This is a genomic window from Xanthomonas sp. JAI131, assembly GCF_013410075.1.
GTDB classification, from domain to species: Bacteria; Pseudomonadota; Gammaproteobacteria; order Xanthomonadales; family Xanthomonadaceae; genus Xanthomonas_A; species Xanthomonas_A bonasiae.
In genome coordinates, this window is sequence record NZ_JACCCN010000001.1 from 1,554,556 (window position 1) to 1,572,952 (window position 18,397).

Consider the following 18,397-nt stretch of genomic DNA (forward strand, 5'->3'; position numbering starts at 1 on the left):
GACAAGGATTCAGCAATCACTTTCGTGAACAAATTCACTTGCTTCCATGAAGGGTGCGCTCCGGATCAAAATCGATACCCGTGATATAGCGACGACCCGCATGCGACTTAATATGCACCACGATATCGATCGTCATCATCAGCAAGCGCTTGATGACCGAGAACTCCAGCCCCGAGCCCTCTGCCGACGCCTTGACCATCAACGCGAGCTGGTCCCAGGTCTGGCCGATGCTGCCTGCGTGGCAGCTGGTGATCGACCCCGGATGGCCGGATGCGCAATTCCTGATGAAGTAGAACGATTCGTCGCCGCGCAACTCCGCCAGGATGATGCGATCGGGCTTCATACGCAGGCAAGCCTCCATGCAGCTTTTCGCCGTCACGTTACTCGCACTTTGTCCACCTTTCGAGTAGAGCAAATGCACGGTATTGGGCTGACTGATGAACAACTCGCGCGCGTCTTCGATCGTGACTAGGCGCTCTTCGTTGGGAATATGATTCACCAGCGACTTCATGAACGTGGTCTTGCCGCTACCGGTGGCGCCGGCGACGACGACGTTCTTCTTGAACAGCACAGCCTTCTTGAAGAACTCCGAATAATTGCGCTGCCTGCGCAGTTCCAGCAGTTCGTGATCCTGCTCGCCGATACCCGCTTCCTGCTCGAGGATCTCCTTAAAAAAGCCGTCTTCCTGATACTGCTCCAGGGTCTTGGTGTGCTTGGACGGCAACCGGATCGTGATCGACACCTTGCCCGCGTCGCACGCAGGCGGAATAACGAACTGCGCACGCTGCCCGGTCGGAAACGTAAGCGACACGACCGGATCGGTATCGGTAATGCGCTGCCCCGTGTTGCTCTCGTTGACTACCGCGGTGCAGAACTGGCGCGCACGATCGAAGGTCAGCGACGGAATATCCAGTTTCTGCCAACCGCGCAGCGTTTCCAGATACAGCTCACCGGGACGGTTGATGCAGATTTCCGTCACTTCCGGCGAATTCAGATAATCCAGGATGCCCAGCACTGAGTACTGGTAATCCAGGAAATCCGAAGATATCTGCGCGGTTGGTGAATCGTCGAGCGTCACGTGATTGTCTCTTCGCTATCAGCGGGCGAGCACGGCAGTGAAATCCACGTCTTTGGCGACATAGACGCTGACCACGGTGCCTTGGTTGATCGTCACCGTCGCAGGACGGCGTCCCGAGCGCTCCAGCGCCTGGTCGGCCATGCGCTGCACCGCGCGCGCCGTGTTGCTCTCGAACGGCTGCTCGGTCACCAGGCCGGAGTTGAGACCGACCGTCGTGGTCTGCGGACCGTGCTCGGCTGCCGCCCATTTGAACGCATCGCTGAGCATGCTGATCATCAGGGCGGAAGAGATACGGCTGGCCCAATGCGCGTTGTACTGGCCCGGATGGCCTGAGCTGCCGAGGTTGTCGATACCAGGCCCCATCAGCGACACATCGATACCCGTGGGCGTGGTGATCCGATCCCAGATGACCTCCATGCGCGGCCCGGTCGGTTCGACCGAATCGTATTTACCCAACAGCTTGGAGCCCTTCGGCAACAGCAAACGCCTGCCGTTGATGGAGTACACCGGCTCGGTGATGATGCAGGAGGTGAAGCCCGCAAAATCGCTGATGATGCGTGTCTCGAGCACGCAGCGGATATAGGTGCCGCGCACCAGCAGGCCGTCAGGATTGGCGATCGGCTTCGCCGAGGTTTCCTGGTCCTGTCCCTGGCCGGCGCCGGGCTGCTGCGCGCCAGGAGGCAGGATCCCGCCAAACCCTTGCTGCCCACCGCCTACCTGAGCCGGATCCTGCATCCCCGCCATGCGCCGCTCGAGCAGCGACGGACCGCGTTCCTGCTGCGCAGCAGGCGCGTTACGGATATCGCTGTCGGTGGGCATTGGCGGCAGCGGCGGCAGGCTCTGCTCCTGCGCCAACGGCACAGGCTCGGCGGGTTGCGTCGGCAATGGCGCCGTCTGCGGAAGCGCAGGCGCCACCACGGCCTCCTGGCGCGGCTTCGGCGGCGGCTCTTTCGAGTCGCTTCCGCCAACCAGCCAGAAAATGGCCACGATCAGCAGCAACGCGATGCCGCCCAGGAACAGCAACGCCTTCCGGTTGAGCTTCTGCAGGTCGCTGGACCTCAGAACCGGTTCGTTGGCATCGAGGTCGGGATCCGCTGTTTGCTGTTGCCGGGCGAAGTAGGGATTTTCCTTGCCCACATCTCCGCCTTGCGGAGAACGAGGAAGCTGGCCCTCGTTGTGGCCGTTATTTTCGTCAGACGGAGGTATGTTTGAGTTCACTTTTGCTTATTCCTACGCAAGCCGACAACGTTCTTGCCGTGGCGAACAACCAGGAAAGGATAGGTCCCGTGGACGATCAGCGTATTGCCCTCGACCGTCGTGTTGACCAAGAAGTCCTCGTCATTTTCCTTTTCGCGCGCAAACACGGCCGGGAAATTGCCGGTGGGGAACCTGGTGAGATCCATCTTGATATAGGTGAACTTGCCGTCGTCATACACACTGTTGGGCACGATCCAGGTCTGCTTCGAGCGCGTCGAGTAGTCGTAATCGAAGTAGTAGTGCCTGTCCTTGGACAGCCTGGTATCGATCTGCGACTCGTCCTTCACCTCTTCGCTGGCAGCCGCGAAGCTGGTGTCCTTGGGATAGACGAAGGTCACCTTGTACTGGACGCCGGCCTGCTTGGCTTGCTCAAGCCGCTGCCAATCGGTCGCCACGACCTTCAATTCCAGAATGTAGGAATGGGTCGCGGTGCGGATCATCATATTGGTGTCGACGTCGACGTTCTTCGGCTTCAGATAGAAGACGTTCTCGCGACGGCTCAACTCCCAACCACTGGTGAAACCAGTGCTGTAATCGAGGATCTTTTCGTTCGGGCTCAGCTCGACCTGCGTAGTAATGCCGAGTCCGGTACGCACCTGGTAGATCTTGTCCGCTTCGTACTCGTATTGCTGGACAACTTGAGCGGACGCGAGCGGCGCAACCAAAGCCAGGGCCGCCAACGCCAGACGCGCCGAGCCGTTTTTAGTCATGAAACTCATCTAACGTTCGCTCCATTGCCATTGTTCTGAGGTGCAGCGTTGGGCACGGGCGCTGCTTGGGCGGGCTGTGCGCCCGGATACACAGGCACGCCGGCAGCGTTCATTACCGGAGCCTGCTGCTGAGCGGGGACCGTTCCATTGACACCCGGCGCACCAGGTTGCGCCATCGGCTGGCCCGGCACCTGACCCGGCATGGCCTGTTGCTGGCCTGCCGGCATGGCCTGGTCGACGGGTGCCGCCTGCACTGCCGGTGCCTGCAACGCTGCCGGCGGCGGTGCAGGAATCGAGGCATAGTCCGTGTCGACGCGATAATCAGTCACCTGAAAACCCAGCGGATTCTCTACTCGCAGGTTATCGGACATGGCCAGATTGCCGTTGTAGCGAAAGCCCATGATCGCGAACCGATTGTCCAGCAGCGTGGTCTGCCCCGACTTCTTGTCGTATATGCTGCGCTGGAAGCGGACATTGGCGCCGGTATAGGGCTTGCCGGCACCACCCAGCAAGGTGATGCTCAGGATGTTGACGCGGATGGACCTGACCTTGCCATAGATGAAATAAGGCGCAGATGGATTGTTCGGCGCATGCAGCGCCCGATACTCGTTGGCAACTGCGCCATCTTTCTCCGACATCGCAAAGACGGTGTTCCAGTCGTTGAGCCCCATCATCTCGAAATCGTAGGATTCGCGAGCAGTGATGAAGCGCGACACATTGCTTCTGGCCAGCGCCTCGCTTGCAGTGATGTTGCGCACATCGCCGGTGTTCTGCAGAACGGCGACCGTTGCAGTGCCGGTGTAGGCATCGGCCATCACCAGGTAGGGAGTCTTCTCCTTCAACGGCAGCATGTAGTAATAGCCGCCGCCCAACAGCAGGCACATGACGATCGCGCCGAACGCGACCCACCACGCGCGGCGCTCGCTGCGCCGCGCCAGATCAGCGATGCTGATCTCGTAGTTGACAGCCTTTGCAACCGCCTTGTTGACGCTTTCGCTCTCAACTGGTTTTTTACCGAACATCAGACTTCACCAGGTTACGTAATGTGGCTGCGGAGGCACATGGACGGCCTCCGAAAGTAAAGTCACTTCGCGTTGCCATCGCCGGCCGGCGCCGCAGTCCCGCTCAGCGAAGAAGATGGCTGCACGAGAATGCGGTTGCCCGCAGCGGAGACGGTGACGCCTTCCTGCGCATAGACCACGCTGAGTTCGGCGACCGCCTGCTGGATGCTCGTGGTGTTGATCTTGGCTACCGGCGCATAGAGCGTGTAGTCGGACTGGATGCTGTAGCTCAACTGCATGTTCGAGTCCTTGGCCCAGCGCTCGAGCATCGTCTTCAGGGTGCCGTCCATCGGCACCGCCTGGTACACGTATGAGGAGTACAGCGGGATCTCCATCGTCGACTCGGAGAACCGGTTGACCGGCTTCCACCTGCCGCGGAAATCAGGCGCCGGCCTGGTGGCACAGGCGCTCAGCAGCGCAACGGCGCTCAGAGTGGCGATCATCCGAAACATATGCGTTCTTTTCACGCGAGCCTCTAAATTGCGGAAACGTTTTTTGATGGACGGCCGGCAAACGGCCGACGGTCTGAGAACTGCAGGTTTCGCCACAGGGACGGCACGGCGCGATGCACAGTCGGCGCAAGAGCCTGATGACAGAGTCGGGGATCGCGTAGATCCGGCGCACGCACGCGCTCCTGCAGACGAAGGACGTCCGAGGACAGGCTTTCAGCGCCGAGAAAAACGGAATTTGTCAGAAAACTTTCCATGTCACCCTCGCGTGCGTCCTGGGAACCCACGCCCCTGTTCCTATTGCCAATTGCCCCGCACCAGCATCGCGAGAATGTGCCGCAGGGCCATGCTCACGTCAAGCTTTTGGCAAAAAAGCGTTCAATCCAGCCAGATTGCCAATAATTTTGCGAACCACGTCACCCTATGTCACAAGGAAAGTGTCGGCACATTGACCTTCGGCTTCAGCCTTGCGGTGAAGTGCCTGTCCTTGTAGTACTTGATCTTGTCGCACTTCACCGGATGCGGGATGCCCTCGTACAGGAACACCTCGTGATCGTTCCCCATCGCCTTCAGTTCCTGCGGCAGCATCAGCGCCCTCCTCTCTTCCGACACGCTGCGGGTCACGTCCTTGCCGCGCGTCACATTCTGTTTGCGGAAGGTGGTGTAGCCGAGCATCTCCGAGTAGTCGTTGGCGTCCTGCTGCTCGCGCGGAGCGTAGAGGATCTGCAGTGCATGGTTCGTGATGATGGTCCGCGACACGTCCTTGCCATAGGTTGCGTCCAGCTGCGCCATGCTCTGGATGATCGGCAGAAGCCGAACATTGTAGCCGGCCATGTATGACACCGCCGAGGCGATGATGTCGACCTTGCCGATCGCGGTGAACTCGTCCATCAGCAGCAGGCATTGGTACTTCAACGCCGGATTGCTCTTGGGCAGTTCCTTGGTGTTGAGGTTGATGATCTGGCTGAAGAACAGGTTGATGATCAGGCGGCTCTCGGCCAGCTTGTTGGGCTGGATGCCGATGTAGATGGTCATCTTCTTTTTGCGCAGGTCGGTCAGCAGGAAGTCGTTGTCGCTGGTGGCCGCGTCGAGCACCGGGTTGATCCAGGCATTGAGCGGCTCCTTCAACGTGCCCAGGATCGATGCGAAGGTCTCCTCGGCCTGCGACAGCATGTTGGAGAACGCCGACTTGGCGTTGCTGCTGAGGAAGCGCCGTTCCGACAGCGATTTCAGGTATTTCTTCAGGTCGCTGCCATCGCCCGAGGACAGGCGGTAGATCGCCCCCAGCGTCGGGGTGCCCAGGCCGCCCGGGAAGCCGATGTTGCGTTCGTCGTCCCAGTTCTCGAACAGGTACAGCGCGAACGCCATGAACGCGTTGCGCGCCTGGCTGACCCAGAATTTCTGGTCGTCCGATCCATCCGGATACAGCATCGCGGCGATGCTCATCAGGTCCGAGACGCGGAACGCGGGGTCGTCGGATACGTAGCTGAGCGGATTCCAGCGATGCGTGCGTCGGTCCTCGGCGAACGGGTTGAACAGGAACACCTCCTGCCCCTGGCTGGCGCGCCAACCGCTGGTGAGGTCGAAGTTTTCCTGCTTGATGTCCAGGACCACCACCGATTCCTGGTATTCGAGCAGGTTCGGGATCACCACGCCGACGCCCTTGCCGGAACGGGTGGGCGCGGCCAGGATGACGAACTGCTGACCGCTCAGGCGCACCAGCTTGCCGCGGAACTTGCCGACCACGATGCCGTTGCCGCTCTGCTTGAACAGGCCGTGCTTGGCCAGGTCGGCGGCACCGGCGAAACGGGCGTCGCCGTGCAAGGCCTGCTTGCGCGGCTTGAACATCACTACCAGCGTCAGCAGGCACAGCAACCCGGGCAAGCCGAAGCCCAGGTAGCCGGCCCACTTGATCTTGCCGACGAAGGGCGCGACCTGCGGCAAGCCGATGGCATGCACGTATTCGTAATAGGTGCCCAGTCCGAACAGGCGCGTATCCAGCTTGAGCAGCAGCAGCACCAGGTAGCCGGACAGGAAATAGCCGACAACGGCAGTGAGTGCGACGACGACCACAGCCGCAACGATCTTACGATTCGACAAGCCCCTATCCTCCCTGATGCACCTTGGCGGCTATTCTAGCTTCGGCGCCGGGTGCTCGGCTTGCTCTTCGACGGCTTTTTTTCGACGCTGACGCCGCCGCCGTCCTGCTCGACCAGGGTATCCATCCAGACCCGCGCCTCGTCCCAGGACATGTCGTGCGAGTCCAGGCGCGCGCCACCCGCGGTGGTGACGGTGTAGCCGACCACGTTGGCGGGGCTGTATTCCGGTTCGCGCGTCAACGCCACCAGCTGGTAACGTCCTTTGACTTGAATCGTATGATGATATTCCATCATGCGTACGGCCTCCTCGCCTGATCGTCTGCCTGATGCTAAAGCAAGCCGGGCGCCAGGGCCACCCGCCGCCAGCGCGCGATCGCCCTGCCCTGCGCTGGACGATAGGCAACAAAAAAGCCGGCGGGTGCCGGCTTGTTGTGTTCCACGAGTGCATCGTCTGCATGTCGTGGTGGGCGGTACAGGGTTCGAACCTGTGACCCCTACCATGTCAAGGTAGTGCTCTACCGCTGAGCTAACCGCCCATCGCTGCTGCGGACATACCGCTGCAGGGGCGCGAATCTTAGCCCACCTTGCGGCCAAGAACAATAGCCGCGAGGACGAGGCCAGCTGCCGTGCGGCTAGCTGACCAGGCTGGCGTCGCGCAGCTTCTTGATCTGGTCGCGCACCCGCGCCGCGTCCTCGAACTCCAGGTCGCGGGCGTGCTGGTACATCTTCTGTTCCAGCGCCTTGAGCCGGGACGCCACCTCGGCCGGCTCCAGCATCCGGTAGTCGGCCGGCTCCTCCGCCACCCGGCGCCCCTTGCCCTTGCCGGACTTGGCCTCGACCGCGCCGTCGGCGCGCGCGCCCTCCAGGATGTCGACGATCGGCCGCGCCACCGACTTCGGGGTGATGCCGTGCTCGAGGTTGTACTCCACCTGCTTCTCGCGGCGACGTCCGGTCTCGTCGATCGCCGCCTGCATCGAGCGGGTCATCCGGTCCGCGTACAGGATCGCCTTGCCGCGCAGGTTGCGGGCGGCGCGGCCGATGGTCTGGATCAGCGAACCGGTGGAACGCAGGAAGCCTTCCTTGTCCGCATCCAGGATCGCCACCAGCGACACCTCGGGCATGTCCAGGCCCTCGCGCAGCAGGTTGATGCCGACCAGCACGTCGAACTTGCCCAGGCGCAGGTCGCGGATGATCTCCACGCGCTCGACCGTGTCGATGTCCGAGTGCAGGTAGCGCACCTTGACCCCGTGTTCGCCCAGGTACTCAGTGAGGTTCTCGGCCATGCGCTTGGTCAGCGTGGTGACCAGCACGCGATCGCCCAACGCCACGCGCAGCCCGATCTCCGACAGCAGGTCGTCGACCTGGGTGCCGACCGGACGGATCTCCACTTCCGGATCGATCAGTCCGGTCGGTCGCACCACCAGTTCGGTGATCTCGCCGGCCGACTCGCGCAGTTCGTACGGACCGGGCGTGGCCGAGACATAGATGCTGCGTGGCGAACGCGCCTCCCATTCCTCGAAGCGCAGCGGCCGGTTGTCCAGCGCCGAAGGCAGACGGAAACCGAACTCCACCAACGTCTCTTTGCGCGAGCGGTCGCCCTTGTACATCGCGCCGATCTGCGGGACGGTGACATGGGATTCGTCGACGACCAGCAGCGCATCGGCCGGCAGGTAGTCGAACAGGGTCGGCGGCGGCTCGCCCGCGGCCTTGCCGGTGAGATGCCGCGAGTAGTTTTCGATGCCGTTGCAGTAGCCGACCTCGGCCATCATCTCCAGGTCGAACTGGGTGCGCTGCGCCAGCCGCTGCGCCTCGACCAGCTTGTTCTGCGCGTACAGCTGCTCCAGCCGCTCCTTCAGCTCGATCTTGATCGTGTCCACGGCGCTGAGCGTGCGCTCGCGGGTGGTGGCGTAGTGGGTCTTCGGATAGACCGTGTAACGCTGCAGCTTGCGCAGGGTCTCGCCGGTCAGCGGATCGAACAGGGTCAGCTGCTCGACGTCGCCGTCGAACAGCTCGATGCGCAGCGCCTCGCTGTCCGACTCGGCAGGAAACACGTCGATGACTTCGCCACGCACGCGAAACGTGCCGCGGTGCAGCTCGTATTCGTTGCGGGTGTACTGCAGGTCGGTCAGGTGCTTGATCAGCTGGCGCTGCTCGATGTGCTCGCCGATCGACAGGATCAGGCGCAGCGACAGGTAGTCCTCCGGCGCGCCCAGGCCGTAGATCGCCGACACCGTGGCCACCACCAGCGCATCGCGGCGCGACAGCAGCGTCTTGGTCGCGGCAAGGCGCATCTGCTCGATGTGCTCGTTGATCGAACTGTCCTTCTCGATGAAGGTGTCCGACGACGGCACGTAGGCCTCCGGCTGGTAGTAGTCGTAATAGCTGACGAAGTACTCGACCGCGTTGTTCGGGAAGAACGCCTTGAACTCGCCGTACAGCTGCGCCGCCAGGGTCTTGTTCGGCGCCATCACCAGGGTCGGCTTCTGGATCGCCTCGACCACGTTGGCGATGGTGTAGGTCTTGCCCGAACCGGTCACCCCGAGCAGGGTCTGCTTGGCCAGTCCGGCCTCGAAGCCGGCCACCAGCTTCTCGATCGCCTGCGGCTGGTCGCCGGCCGGCGAGTATGGCGATACGAGTTGGAAACGGTCGGACATGAACGGGCCTCGAGATGAATTTGAGTGGAGCGAGCCTCGGCTGACGCACCGCCGGGATGATTCCTTACATGGGAACGGTGAACCCTCTCATTCAAGCCCTTGCGCGCTGTGCGGAGACTGTCGGCCATCCGGCCGAATGGGTGGCATCCATGCAGAAATTCCGCGATCAAGGCTACACATTGCTCCAACTTGCCGCTGTGATGGCGCTGATCTGTGTCCTGGCGGCAACCGGCTTGCCGGCCTTTCAGGAGTTGCTGGAACGGCAGCGCACCGCCGCCACGATCCACCGCCTCAGCACGCAATTGGCGCTGGCACGCAACAGCGCGATCTCTTCGAGGGGCGCGGTGAGCGCCTGCCCCTCATCGGGCGATGGCGGCTGCCGCGACGACAGCGATTGGAGCCAAGGCTGGATCGTCTATCGCGATCCGGACCGCCAGGGCCAGCCCGCGAACGCGAGCAGGATCCTCAGCCAGGAACGCTTGCCCGCCACGGGGGCGATGACGCTGATGTCCAGCCGGGGCAGGCGCGCCATTCGCTTTCTTCCCGATGGCCGCAGTGCCGGCAGCAATATCACCGTCAGGATATGCAGCCGCGGCCATCTGCTTGCGGAAGTGGTGGTGAACAACGTCGGGCGTGTGCGTTCGGCCAAGCCCTCAGGGCGACCGCCATGCACGGCACCGGAATGAAACGACAAAAGCCGCGATTGCTCGCGGCTTCTGCAGGATTTTGGCGCCCGAAGTTGGACTCGAACCAACGACCCCCTGATTAACAGTCAAGTGCTCTAACCGGCTGAGCTATTCGGGCGGGGGTCGCATTGTAGTAGGAAGTCCAGGAGCAGCGCAAGCGCTTCGTCTCACAAAGCGGATGCGCCCGCATCTGGTGCGTGCCACGCCTCAGAAGCAATCAGGATTCGAGTCAGTACCGCTGGCGCCGGAGTACTTCTTGCCGGACTGATCGATCGCAAGAATGCCGCATCTGTCGTTCGCTTGCGGGGAGCCCGCGACAGGTGTCGCCTTGAGCGTGTACGTGCCGGCAGCCAAGTCGGAAACCGACAGCGAGTACTGCGCGACCCCGTCGCGAGGCGATTGCGCGAAACTCGGCGCCCAGCCCGTGTAGCGGTTCTCGGTCGTGCGGAAGCGCTCGGCCTGCTGGGTGAGCTCCATCAGGTCGGCCTTCGCCTGCGCACGCCTGGACTTGCGCACGTACTCGGTGTACGACGGATAGGCGATCGCCGCAAGAATCGCGATGATCGCAACCACGATCATCAGCTCGATCAAGGTGAATCCGCGCGCGCCGCGTGGCATGCGCTGGATGCGATCCACCGGCGGCAGCATCCGTGCCGTGGTGGACGCGGCTGGCGTCGTCGCATTCATTTGATCTGCCGCCATGACTGCCTTCCGCAAGAACGCTGAGAGATCAAGGAATTCTCCGGCTTGTTGGGATTCAACGTAACCTCCTGGCATTGCTGCGATCCGCCGCCGCCAGCGCAACTCGGATCGGCAGGATCGCAATACACCGGCTCCGAGGCAACCGGCTGCGTGACCGCCACCCCGCGGCTGGGGGCGCCCGAACCTGTCGCGGTGGCGCCGACCGACCCTCCACTCACCACCGTCCCGTCCGGCAAGGTCACCTGGCCATACGCCGCCGCGCCTGTCAGCAGACTGAGACGATAGAGCCAATTCTGACCGCCCGGATTGCAATCCGATGCCGCCTCCGGCTGGTAGGCCGTGAACGACACCGATCCGCTCTGAATGAGCGGGCGGCCAAAGAAGCGCTCGCCCGTGGTCTGGGCAACCCCAGCGGTATCGGTGGTGAGCAGGTCCAGGTACCAGCCACGACTCTGCAAGTAGTTGACTGCGTTTCTCGAGACCGAGCGGGTTGCCGACGTCGACGCGGTGATGGTCTGCGCGACCAACGCAGCATCCCGGTTGCCGGTCACTGGCGTCCCATTGTCCCAAACGCCATAGAGACTCTGCACCTGTTGGCCGATCGCGCTGCTGTTGTCGCCCACCGCGAAATAGCGCCCGGTGCCGAAATAGAGCATGTAGCCGTTGCCCGGCCCCGTCGCCACTTCGAATTCGCCGGTAATCGGCTGCCGCGCGCCATGCAGGTCGCGGGCGACGAACATCGGAACGCCGTTGTAGGCGACGTTCCAGTCAGAGGCATTGACACCGCTGAGATCGAACTTCCAGACGTTGCCCTGGAGATCGCCGCCATAAACGGTATCGACCAGGCCATTGCCGTCTGTATCGAGCGTGACCAGATTGCCCAGGCCATTGACGTTGACGTCGTCCTGGTCGTTGGGGCGCAACTTGGCCAGGACACCGCCTGTCTCGATATCCACGACGAACAACACAGGATCGCTGTTGACGCTGTTGTAGCCATTGCCGATCAGCGCCACCCACTTGCCGTTCTGCAGCGGCACGATGACAGGCTTGCCCATCGCGTAGCCGAGCTCCGTATCGCTCTGCCCGTTGACCTCCCAGAGAACGTCGCTGGCCGAGAACGAGGAAGGATTGCTGACATCCAGCGCGAACGCCGAGCGGCCGCCGGCGCCGGCGGTGCCCACCACTACCGTCTTCCATTGCCCGCCCATATAGACGTCGGCCGTCGTCAACTGCCCATCCACGTAGAACCGGTGCGTATAGCCCGAGCCACCGTCCAGTCCGGCGTCGGCGAGAAATCCGGTCTTCCCCAACACGGCATTGGGCACATACGCGAAGACCTCGTCGCCGGCGTCGTTGAACGCATGCAGCATTCCGTCGTTGAATCCGGCGTAGATGTATTCGTGCGACGCCTGCGCCTTACTCGTCAAGTAAGCCGCATAGCTCGTGCGCGCCGCCGAGACCAACCCGGTGGCCGTTGCCCAACCGTAGTTAGCCCGCTTGGTCGCGATCACCGGCGAGGAATTGACGATATCGCCGAGGATCTTGGAACGCCTGCGGAATGGCGCCGTATTCTTGGCCGTCCCTTCCATCGCCTGGTCGCCACGCAGGTAGCTGACGAGCTGGCTTGGCGTCACGTTGCCGCCGAACTTGTTGATGATGTCGCCAGTCGTGTAACCGAGGCGATTGAAGATCTCGGAGGCATCCGCCACCGCACTGCCGCTCGACGTCGCGACCAAATTGGGTGCGGTGAACTCGCGCACGACGTTGGCGCGGTTGGTGGAATTCACACTGGAAAGCGCGGTGTATATCTTGCGTTGCGCTACGCCAGCGGAATCGGTCGGCATCTTGGCCGCTGCGCTCCATTGCACCGTTCCCAGCAAGCCCGACGACAGCACCGGGAACTTCTGCAGATCGCCTACCCAGTCGGAGCCGTTGTTGTAGTTTCCGTAACTCGGCGCCACCACGTAGGAACTGGAGGACACCCGTGCGCCCGACACGGTCACGGTCCCGCTGCTGCCGTTCTGATTTTCGATCGCGTCGAATGTCTTGGTGAGCTGCGACTTCAGGTAAAGCGGGTTGGTCACCAGGAAGTAATTGTCCGGGATCCCGTCGTTGTTGGCATCCGGATTGAGATCGGTGCCGTACTTCGCCGCGTACCAGAGCGGACTATCGAGCAGGCCGGCACCCACGTTGTTGCCCACATCGAAGGTGCGCGTGGCATTCAAGGGCAAGCCGACACAGTCGTTCGGCGGCGCCTGGGTATTGCAGTAACCGGGCGCGCGTCCGGGCGGCGTGTTCAGCCGGTAGGCCACGTTGTCTCCGCCCTGATCCTTCACTTCCAGATAGACGCCATCGGCAGTGGTCCCGGAGATGACATAGCCCATGTACTGGCTGATGCCGCCCGCGGCGTATTCGGAGGACAGGGTCACCACCAACTGGTTCGTCTGATTGACGGCAAGCGTGTACAGCACGAACGCATCCATGTCGTGATCGGCGCCCTGCTCGACATCCTCGTAATTGATGCGGAACTCCGCGTAGGGCCGCCCGCCATTGACAGTCGTATCGCGATCGCGTCCAGCCGCATCGGTATTGGCCACCTTCTGGACGTAGAAGTCCACGATCTGGTCGGTCGGCTGGAAATTGCTGGTCGCGCTGATGCTGCTGCCAGCCACGGACTTGGCGAACGGGACCAGGGTGATGCTGCCGCTGCCCACGGGGAACTTGAACTTCGGCAACGGCGACGCAAGCGCAACGGAGTAGGTCCGCATGTGCTTTTCGCCGCCAATGAAGTTGGTGGCGCCGTAGCGGGCAACGCCGGCCGAATAGAAGGTACCTTGCTTGCTGGGTTCTTCCGGCGAAAGACCACGAACCGTAGAGAGATTGTTGATCGTCTTCGGCGTCGGCGCATTGTCGGTGACGTCGTTCGATTCGCCGATGAACACGCTTCGCGAGCCCCCTCCTTCTGCAGCCCATATCTGGTCGACCTGAGACGATACATTCAGGTCCTGCAAAGACGCCGGATCGCCGTTCGAGCTCATCGTCCCCCAGTGCGTACCGGGCACACTGTAATCGTAGGAAGGGTTGATGTCGCTCAACACCGTCATGGTCGGCTGGGAGCACTTCGGATAACCGCCGCCGCCGTCCTGGGCCGCCACATAAGGCGGCTTCCATGCGGGCTTGGACAACCCAAGCGTGGAGCTGTCGACACCACTGGAATAGTCGAATTCGCTGCGCGGCGTCTTCGCGCCACCGAAGTAACGCAAGGTCTCGTACATCATTTCGGCGACCGGATTGCCCCACATCCAGCACTCGCCTTCGTTCACCGGGCGCGTGGTGATCCAGCCGCAGCCATAGGTGTAGTCGCTGTACCTGAAGTCCAGCATGCGGAAGGTGCTGATGGTGTGCACCACGCCCTTGACGTCGCGCCCGTTGCCGCAATTTCCGTTCAGGCAGTACTGGCCGGTGCTTGGATTTATCTCGTCGGAAAAACTTCCCATGTTCTTGCGCAGCACACCACCGGAAATGTTCTTCACATAAGAACCGGTGAGCAAGCCGAAATACATGCGGTCGGTTTCGCCGTAGTCATGCAATATGCCGGTCGGCTTGATGCCGCCGCTGGGATAGATCTTGCAATTGTCCTCGCGCAATTCGGCAGTCGCGGGGCAAGCCTCGACCCGCAGCGCATAATTGGTCATCGCAGTCGCGTTGGCGTTGGCGGGCGGCAACCAATACAGCTGCCAGTTGTCGTCGCCGCTGCCTTCTTCGTGACGGAACGTGACCGTATGCAGGCCGACGCTGAGATAGACCGTCCCCGCGTGGCTGTTCAGGTTGTCCGCACTGTTGTTCTGTCCATGGCCGCCGTACCAGGAAGCGACCACGTTGTTGTCGATCGCAACATCGACAGCATCGTCGCCGTTGACCGCAAACCGGTAGTCGCCGGCCTGGGTGATGTTGAGCTGACCTGAAATGAGCGTGTGGTAATTGTTCTGGGTACAACTGTTGAAACCGGAGAAAGGATTGTTGTTGCCCCCGGTGGTATTGATGGTGGCAACAGTGCCCCGCCCACAACGATTGGACGTGCTGTCGGCAGCGAACAGACTATTCATCGCTGCCGTGTCGCCGGGACTTCCCACAGAGTCACGCCACGTGGTGATGTTCAAGGCATTGGCGTAGGCGACATTCGGCACGACTTCCCAGCCAGACTGCGAACTGTTGACGCAATTGACTCTGGTACTGGAGGCAGTAAAGCAGTCGTCGCCGGCCACCGGGCGTTCGATCGACACCCAGTTCCATATCCGGAACGGGGTATTGTTGAGAACGCGCATCTGGGGGACGCCGTTGTCGGAAAGCGTCGTTACCGCGAACAGGACATAACGCCCGCTGGCTGGCGCGGCGTAGGGCGTGTACTTGCTGATGTCGTACCCGTCCCGGGCGATGCTCTGATACTCCTTGCCCCAGCTGTGCGCATCCTCCGGGATGTACGCCGCGCGCAGAATCGTCTCGTTGGTGCTATCGGTCTCGCGATAGCCGCCGAACAGGACCTTGCGCAACGCATCCATGCGCGAGGTGGTGACGTAGTTCAGGAAATCGCCACTCCACAGATTGCTGCACTGCTTCTTGTTGCTGCCCGTCGCCTGGCTTACGGGCCGGAACAACTGCCCGCCGGTCCCCTGCACCGCCTCATAACAGACGTTGGAATTGTAGTAGCCGTAGTAGTTGATGGTATCCGGCTTGTAGCCCACATCCAGGACGCCATCCTCGTTGAGATCGGACGCGTCGTTGTAGGCTTCGTAGTACAGCTTGTGATCGCGCCCCATCACCAGCATGTTCAGCGGCGGCAACGAGCTGCGCAAGAACAAGGGCTGCTGCGAGATATTCAGTTCCGCAGGCGCGGTGATCGCTCGCCCGACAATGAATGCCGCAATGCCCAACAGCCCCAACAATATCCAGTACTTGATTTTCATCGGAGATCCATTAAGGCTTGATGTAGATGCTGTCGACAGCAGCGAACGACGACGAGTCCGCAGCGCTATCCTGATCCCGACTGTACGCAGTGATTCGATACCAGTTACAGAGTGTTTCCGACTCGTCCGCAGCGGCGGCGGCGCTGCACTGGCCCGTGCAACGGCTGATGTTGCGCACCCTCACGTCGGCGACCTGGGCGTCGTCGGCATTGTCGGCCCAGGTTTCGGCGGAGAATGGCGTGGCGCAGTCTTCGTAGTCGTAAGCCGCATTCGCCGCTATTTGCACTTCCGCATCGCGGACACCGCGTTCTGCTTTCTGGAACGCCTGGTTCGCAGCCACGTAGTTGGACGACATGCGTTCCTGCATCGTCGCCACCTGCATGCCGACGATGCCGATCAGGGTCAGCAGAATGAGGATGATCAACGCGACATACAGCACCGCGCCGCGCTGAGAGCGGAGAGAGACCGGCGAGAACGGACGACGAACCATCATGGATCAGTTCCCGAAAAGTCGATTGCGCATCGCGATGGTCGTTTCATATACCGACCTGTAGCGACCGTCATTTGGCGGCGTCATGGAAACCTGGAGCAACGAATAATGGGAAGCCGCCAATGTCCGCGACTTCTCCGAATCCCCGTCCCTCACCAGCAGCGCCATCTGCACCGCGCCCACGCGACGCCAGCGCGCAGAGTTGGCTGCGCCGCCGATCGTGGCGGCCGTATTGATCTTGGTGATGTGACCCGAAGGCGGCAGCGAGAAGTTGCTTTGGGCGTCTTCGCCATACAGCAACTGCAAAGACTCCACGCCCTCGACCATTTCCTCGGTGCTGGCCTGGATGGCATCGGTGCCAGGCACCGACGTCCAGCGGGTGCGATACAGCGACGGAGAAGTCCCCGCAGCGTTCATCGCGACGTAGTAAACGCGCGTTTCCGCGCGATACAGCATCGTCCCGCCGGCCTTGTACGACAGGGCGCCATCGTTGCCGGAAACATAGCTCAAGCTCGATTTGTTCAAGCCACTGACCGCCACCGACATCGCTGTCGTCGTCGGCGCCGATGCAGCTTGGAAGACGGTGGCGCTGTTGCAATCGGCGATGGCATACAGGCCGGAGCCTTGGGTCGCCACCGCTCCATCGGAAGCGGCGTACTGCAAGGTGGACGTGGCTCCGAGGGTCAAACCCGTCAGCGGCGCCTGCTCCGCGGAGAGATAGCGCACGACCACGATGTCGCTGCCGGCGATCGGATTGAGGTCAGAGATCACACCAGGCAATGCCGGCGTCCAACTCGCCGCGCTACCCGCAGCGGGTGTGGCGGGCAGTGTCAGGCTATCGCCGGGGCCAGTTCCATTCGCGTCGAAGCCTTGTACGCCGAGGTCGAAGCGCAGTGGAAATTCCAGATTGGCGACGCTGTTGGCATCCCGGTCGGCCCCGCTCATGAACAGCGAACGGATATTGCCGCCGGAAATCGCGCCCGATGCATCCTGCGCCAGCAGGGATTGGTCGTTGACGCATCCGGCATGACCGACCATGCGCAGATCGCGCGACAGGAAGTCCATCGCGAAGCGCCCATTCTCCTGGTTGCGCGCGACGCCCTGCGAGATCTGGTAGGACGCACGCGAGGCGGCGAACACCTGGATCACCCCGACCAGCAGGATCAACCCGATGAGCAATGCGATCATCAACTCGATCAGCGACATGCCGTGCGCGTGCCGCGCCCCGAAGCGCACCGGCCTCATATCCGGCTCCTCAGCGTGAAACTCGAGACCTTCTTGGCGGCTTCGGTCTCCCAAGGAGCGTCACCCCACTTCAGGGTCACGGTGACGTTGCCGTCGCTTGCCAATTGGACCACGGCCGCCCCCTCGGGCAGCGAATTTTTCACCTGGCACTTCCAGCGCGCGATGTTGTTCGCGATGCTGGCGTCGGTCACGCTCGCGCAGTCGCCTTCGGCGACGCTGGTAAAACTTGCGTAGTCGATCGCACTGTATGCGTACAGCCCCGAGTCGCTGCGCTGCATCCGCATCATGTCCACGACTTCGTAGGCCAGGTTGCTGGCGATGGTGCGCTGCTGTGCGCTCTTGGTGAAACGGACGTTCATGGTTTGCAGCAATCCAAAAGCGAGCAGTCCGAACCCCAGGATCAAAACAGCGATCATCACTTCGATCAGCGTGAATCCCGCTTGCCGGCCCTTGACCAACCGACGCTGGCGCTGGCTCATATGCAGGCACCCGTTACCGTCTTTACCTGGCCAGTGGGCGTGATCGTCAGCGTGCGGCGGAAGGCCTGGCCTCCGCAGCTATCGGGCTGCAACGCGATCACCTGGGTCCCGGCGCTGCTGCGCAAGCCGCGCGCGTCGAACGTGATCGGGCTGCCCGGGCCGGTGACCACGACATGTCCGCTGCCATTGGAGAACCGCAATACGACCTCGCCGGCATCGAGCGCACCATTGGCATTGGCATCGGCCCAGGCCAACCAGCCAGCGCTCCAATCGGTACCGCAGGTAGCGCCATCCCCACTTGCGCAGACGCCACCGCCGTGGGTGCTGCGAACGCCTTCGCTGCGGGCCAGCGAGATCTGCGAGATGAGGTCGTTGGTCGACGTCGATACCCGGTGGGAGCGCAAGGTGTTCTGGAAGCTAGGGAATGCGATCGCCATGACCACCGCCATCACGGCAATGGTGACGACGAGTTCCACTAGCGTGAACCCGGCATGACGAAACGACATCTAGACTCTCCCCAGAG

15 protein-coding genes and 2 tRNA genes are annotated in these 18,397 nt (G+C 61.9%); 1 reads left to right on the forward strand and 16 read right to left on the reverse strand.

The window, feature by feature from the left end; all coding sequences use genetic code 11:
• Positions 1-34: 34 nt before the first annotated feature.
• The 9 genes from virB11 to uvrB all read right to left on the reverse strand — a co-directional run bounded on the left by virB11 (position 35) and on the right by uvrB (position 9,308).
• Entirely contained in the window at positions 35-1,078 is a 1,044-nt protein-coding gene (gene virB11, locus HDC36_RS06465) for a P-type DNA transfer ATPase VirB11 (protein WP_179565404.1), read from the reverse strand.
• 18 nt (positions 1,079-1,096) lie between these two features.
• Complete coding sequence (locus HDC36_RS06470) at positions 1,097-2,296, reverse strand: TrbI/VirB10 family protein (protein ID WP_179565406.1); 1,200 nt, start codon at positions 2,294-2,296, stop codon at positions 1,097-1,099.
• Positions 2,293-3,054, reverse strand: coding sequence for a TrbG/VirB9 family P-type conjugative transfer protein (locus tag HDC36_RS06475; RefSeq protein ID WP_179565408.1), 762 nt, complete (start codon positions 3,052-3,054; stop codon positions 2,293-2,295). Before HDC36_RS06475 ends, HDC36_RS06470 begins: the two co-directional genes overlap by 4 nt.
• Positions 3,051-4,067: a type IV secretion system protein gene (locus HDC36_RS06480; protein WP_179565410.1), complete on the reverse strand. Its 1,017-nt coding sequence runs from the start codon at positions 4,065-4,067 to the stop codon at positions 3,051-3,053. The genes HDC36_RS06475 and HDC36_RS06480 overlap by 4 nt, the downstream gene beginning before the upstream one ends.
• Positions 4,068-4,129: 62 nt before the next feature.
• Positions 4,130-4,558: a hypothetical protein gene (locus HDC36_RS06485; protein WP_179565412.1), complete on the reverse strand. Its 429-nt coding sequence runs from the start codon at positions 4,556-4,558 to the stop codon at positions 4,130-4,132.
• A gap of 423 nt (positions 4,559-4,981) precedes the next feature.
• Positions 4,982-6,655: a type IV secretory system conjugative DNA transfer family protein gene (locus HDC36_RS06490; protein ID WP_179565414.1), complete on the reverse strand. Its 1,674-nt coding sequence runs from the start codon at positions 6,653-6,655 to the stop codon at positions 4,982-4,984.
• Positions 6,656-6,690: 35 nt separating this feature from the next.
• On the reverse strand, positions 6,691-6,948 hold the full coding sequence (locus tag HDC36_RS06495; protein ID WP_179565416.1) for a hypothetical protein: 258 nt from the start codon (positions 6,946-6,948) through the stop codon (positions 6,691-6,693).
• A 167-nt stretch (positions 6,949-7,115) separates the two neighbouring features.
• Positions 7,116-7,190, reverse strand: a tRNA-Val gene (locus HDC36_RS06500).
• A gap of 96 nt (positions 7,191-7,286) precedes the next feature.
• Positions 7,287-9,308, reverse strand: a complete 2,022-nt coding sequence (uvrB, locus tag HDC36_RS06505) for an excinuclease ABC subunit UvrB (RefSeq protein WP_179565418.1) — start codon at positions 9,306-9,308, stop codon at positions 7,287-7,289.
• Between the two features lie 68 nt (positions 9,309-9,376).
• Here uvrB and HDC36_RS06510 point away from each other — a divergent pair, with 68 nt between their 5' ends.
• Positions 9,377-9,994: a GspH/FimT family pseudopilin gene (locus tag HDC36_RS06510; RefSeq protein WP_255432598.1), complete on the forward strand. Its 618-nt coding sequence runs from the start codon at positions 9,377-9,379 to the stop codon at positions 9,992-9,994.
• A gap of 41 nt (positions 9,995-10,035) precedes the next feature.
• Here HDC36_RS06510 and HDC36_RS06515 read toward each other — a convergent pair.
• The 7 genes from HDC36_RS06515 to HDC36_RS06545 form a co-directional block, all read right to left on the reverse strand.
• Positions 10,036-10,112 (reverse strand) — tRNA-Asn (locus HDC36_RS06515).
• An 89-nt stretch (positions 10,113-10,201) separates the two neighbouring features.
• A complete protein-coding gene (locus HDC36_RS06520; protein WP_304951827.1) occupies positions 10,202-10,642 on the reverse strand; it encodes a type IV pilin protein in 441 nt (146 codons plus the stop codon).
• A gap of 35 nt (positions 10,643-10,677) precedes the next feature.
• Positions 10,678-15,660, reverse strand: coding sequence for a PilC/PilY family type IV pilus protein (locus HDC36_RS06525; protein ID WP_179565420.1), 4,983 nt, complete (start codon positions 15,658-15,660; stop codon positions 10,678-10,680).
• Between the two features lie 10 nt (positions 15,661-15,670).
• Complete coding sequence (locus tag HDC36_RS06530; RefSeq protein WP_179565422.1) at positions 15,671-16,153, reverse strand: PilX N-terminal domain-containing pilus assembly protein; 483 nt, start codon at positions 16,151-16,153, stop codon at positions 15,671-15,673.
• Between the two features lie 3 nt (positions 16,154-16,156).
• Entirely contained in the window at positions 16,157-17,356 is a 1,200-nt protein-coding gene (locus HDC36_RS06535; RefSeq protein WP_255432599.1) for a PilW family protein, read from the reverse strand.
• Positions 17,357-17,391: 35 nt separating this feature from the next.
• Complete coding sequence (gene pilV, locus HDC36_RS06540) at positions 17,392-17,874, reverse strand: type IV pilus modification protein PilV (RefSeq protein ID WP_179565426.1); 483 nt, start codon at positions 17,872-17,874, stop codon at positions 17,392-17,394.
• Positions 17,871-18,380 carry a Tfp pilus assembly protein FimT/FimU gene (locus HDC36_RS06545; protein ID WP_179565427.1) on the reverse strand — a complete coding sequence of 170 codons (510 nt, stop codon included), beginning with the start codon at positions 18,378-18,380 and terminating at the stop codon, positions 17,871-17,873. Before HDC36_RS06545 ends, pilV begins: the two co-directional genes overlap by 4 nt.
• Positions 18,381-18,397: the final 17 nt, after the last annotated feature.

What these genes read in the sequence shown, in the direction of transcription:
- HDC36_RS06525 (WP_179565420.1), bottom strand. Translation starts at nt 15,660, where the DNA reads ATGAAAATCAAGTACTGGATATTGTTGGGGCTGTTGGGCATTGCGGCA.
- HDC36_RS06475 (WP_179565408.1), bottom strand. Translation starts at nt 3,054, where the DNA reads ATGAGTTTCATGACTAAAAACGGCTCGGCGCGTCTGGCGTTGGCGGCC.
- HDC36_RS06530 (WP_179565422.1), bottom strand. Translation starts at nt 16,153, where the DNA reads ATGATGGTTCGTCGTCCGTTCTCGCCGGTCTCTCTCCGCTCTCAGCGC.
- HDC36_RS06510 (WP_255432598.1), top strand. Translation starts at nt 9,377, where the DNA reads ATGGGAACGGTGAACCCTCTCATTCAAGCCCTTGCGCGCTGTGCGGAG.
- HDC36_RS06535 (WP_255432599.1), bottom strand. Translation starts at nt 17,356, where the DNA reads ATGTCGCTGATCGAGTTGATGATCGCATTGCTCATCGGGTTGATCCTG.
- HDC36_RS06485 (WP_179565412.1), bottom strand. Translation starts at nt 4,558, where the DNA reads ATGTTTCGGATGATCGCCACTCTGAGCGCCGTTGCGCTGCTGAGCGCC.
- HDC36_RS06480 (WP_179565410.1), bottom strand. Translation starts at nt 4,067, where the DNA reads ATGTTCGGTAAAAAACCAGTTGAGAGCGAAAGCGTCAACAAGGCGGTT.
- pilV (WP_179565426.1), bottom strand. Translation starts at nt 17,874, where the DNA reads ATGAGCCAGCGCCAGCGTCGGTTGGTCAAGGGCCGGCAAGCGGGATTC.
- HDC36_RS06495 (WP_179565416.1), bottom strand. Translation starts at nt 6,948, where the DNA reads ATGATGGAATATCATCATACGATTCAAGTCAAAGGACGTTACCAGCTG.
- HDC36_RS06545 (WP_179565427.1), bottom strand. Translation starts at nt 18,380, where the DNA reads ATGTCGTTTCGTCATGCCGGGTTCACGCTAGTGGAACTCGTCGTCACC.
- HDC36_RS06520 (WP_304951827.1), bottom strand. Translation starts at nt 10,642, where the DNA reads ATGCTGCCGCCGGTGGATCGCATCCAGCGCATGCCACGCGGCGCGCGC.
- uvrB (WP_179565418.1), bottom strand. Translation starts at nt 9,308, where the DNA reads ATGTCCGACCGTTTCCAACTCGTATCGCCATACTCGCCGGCCGGCGAC.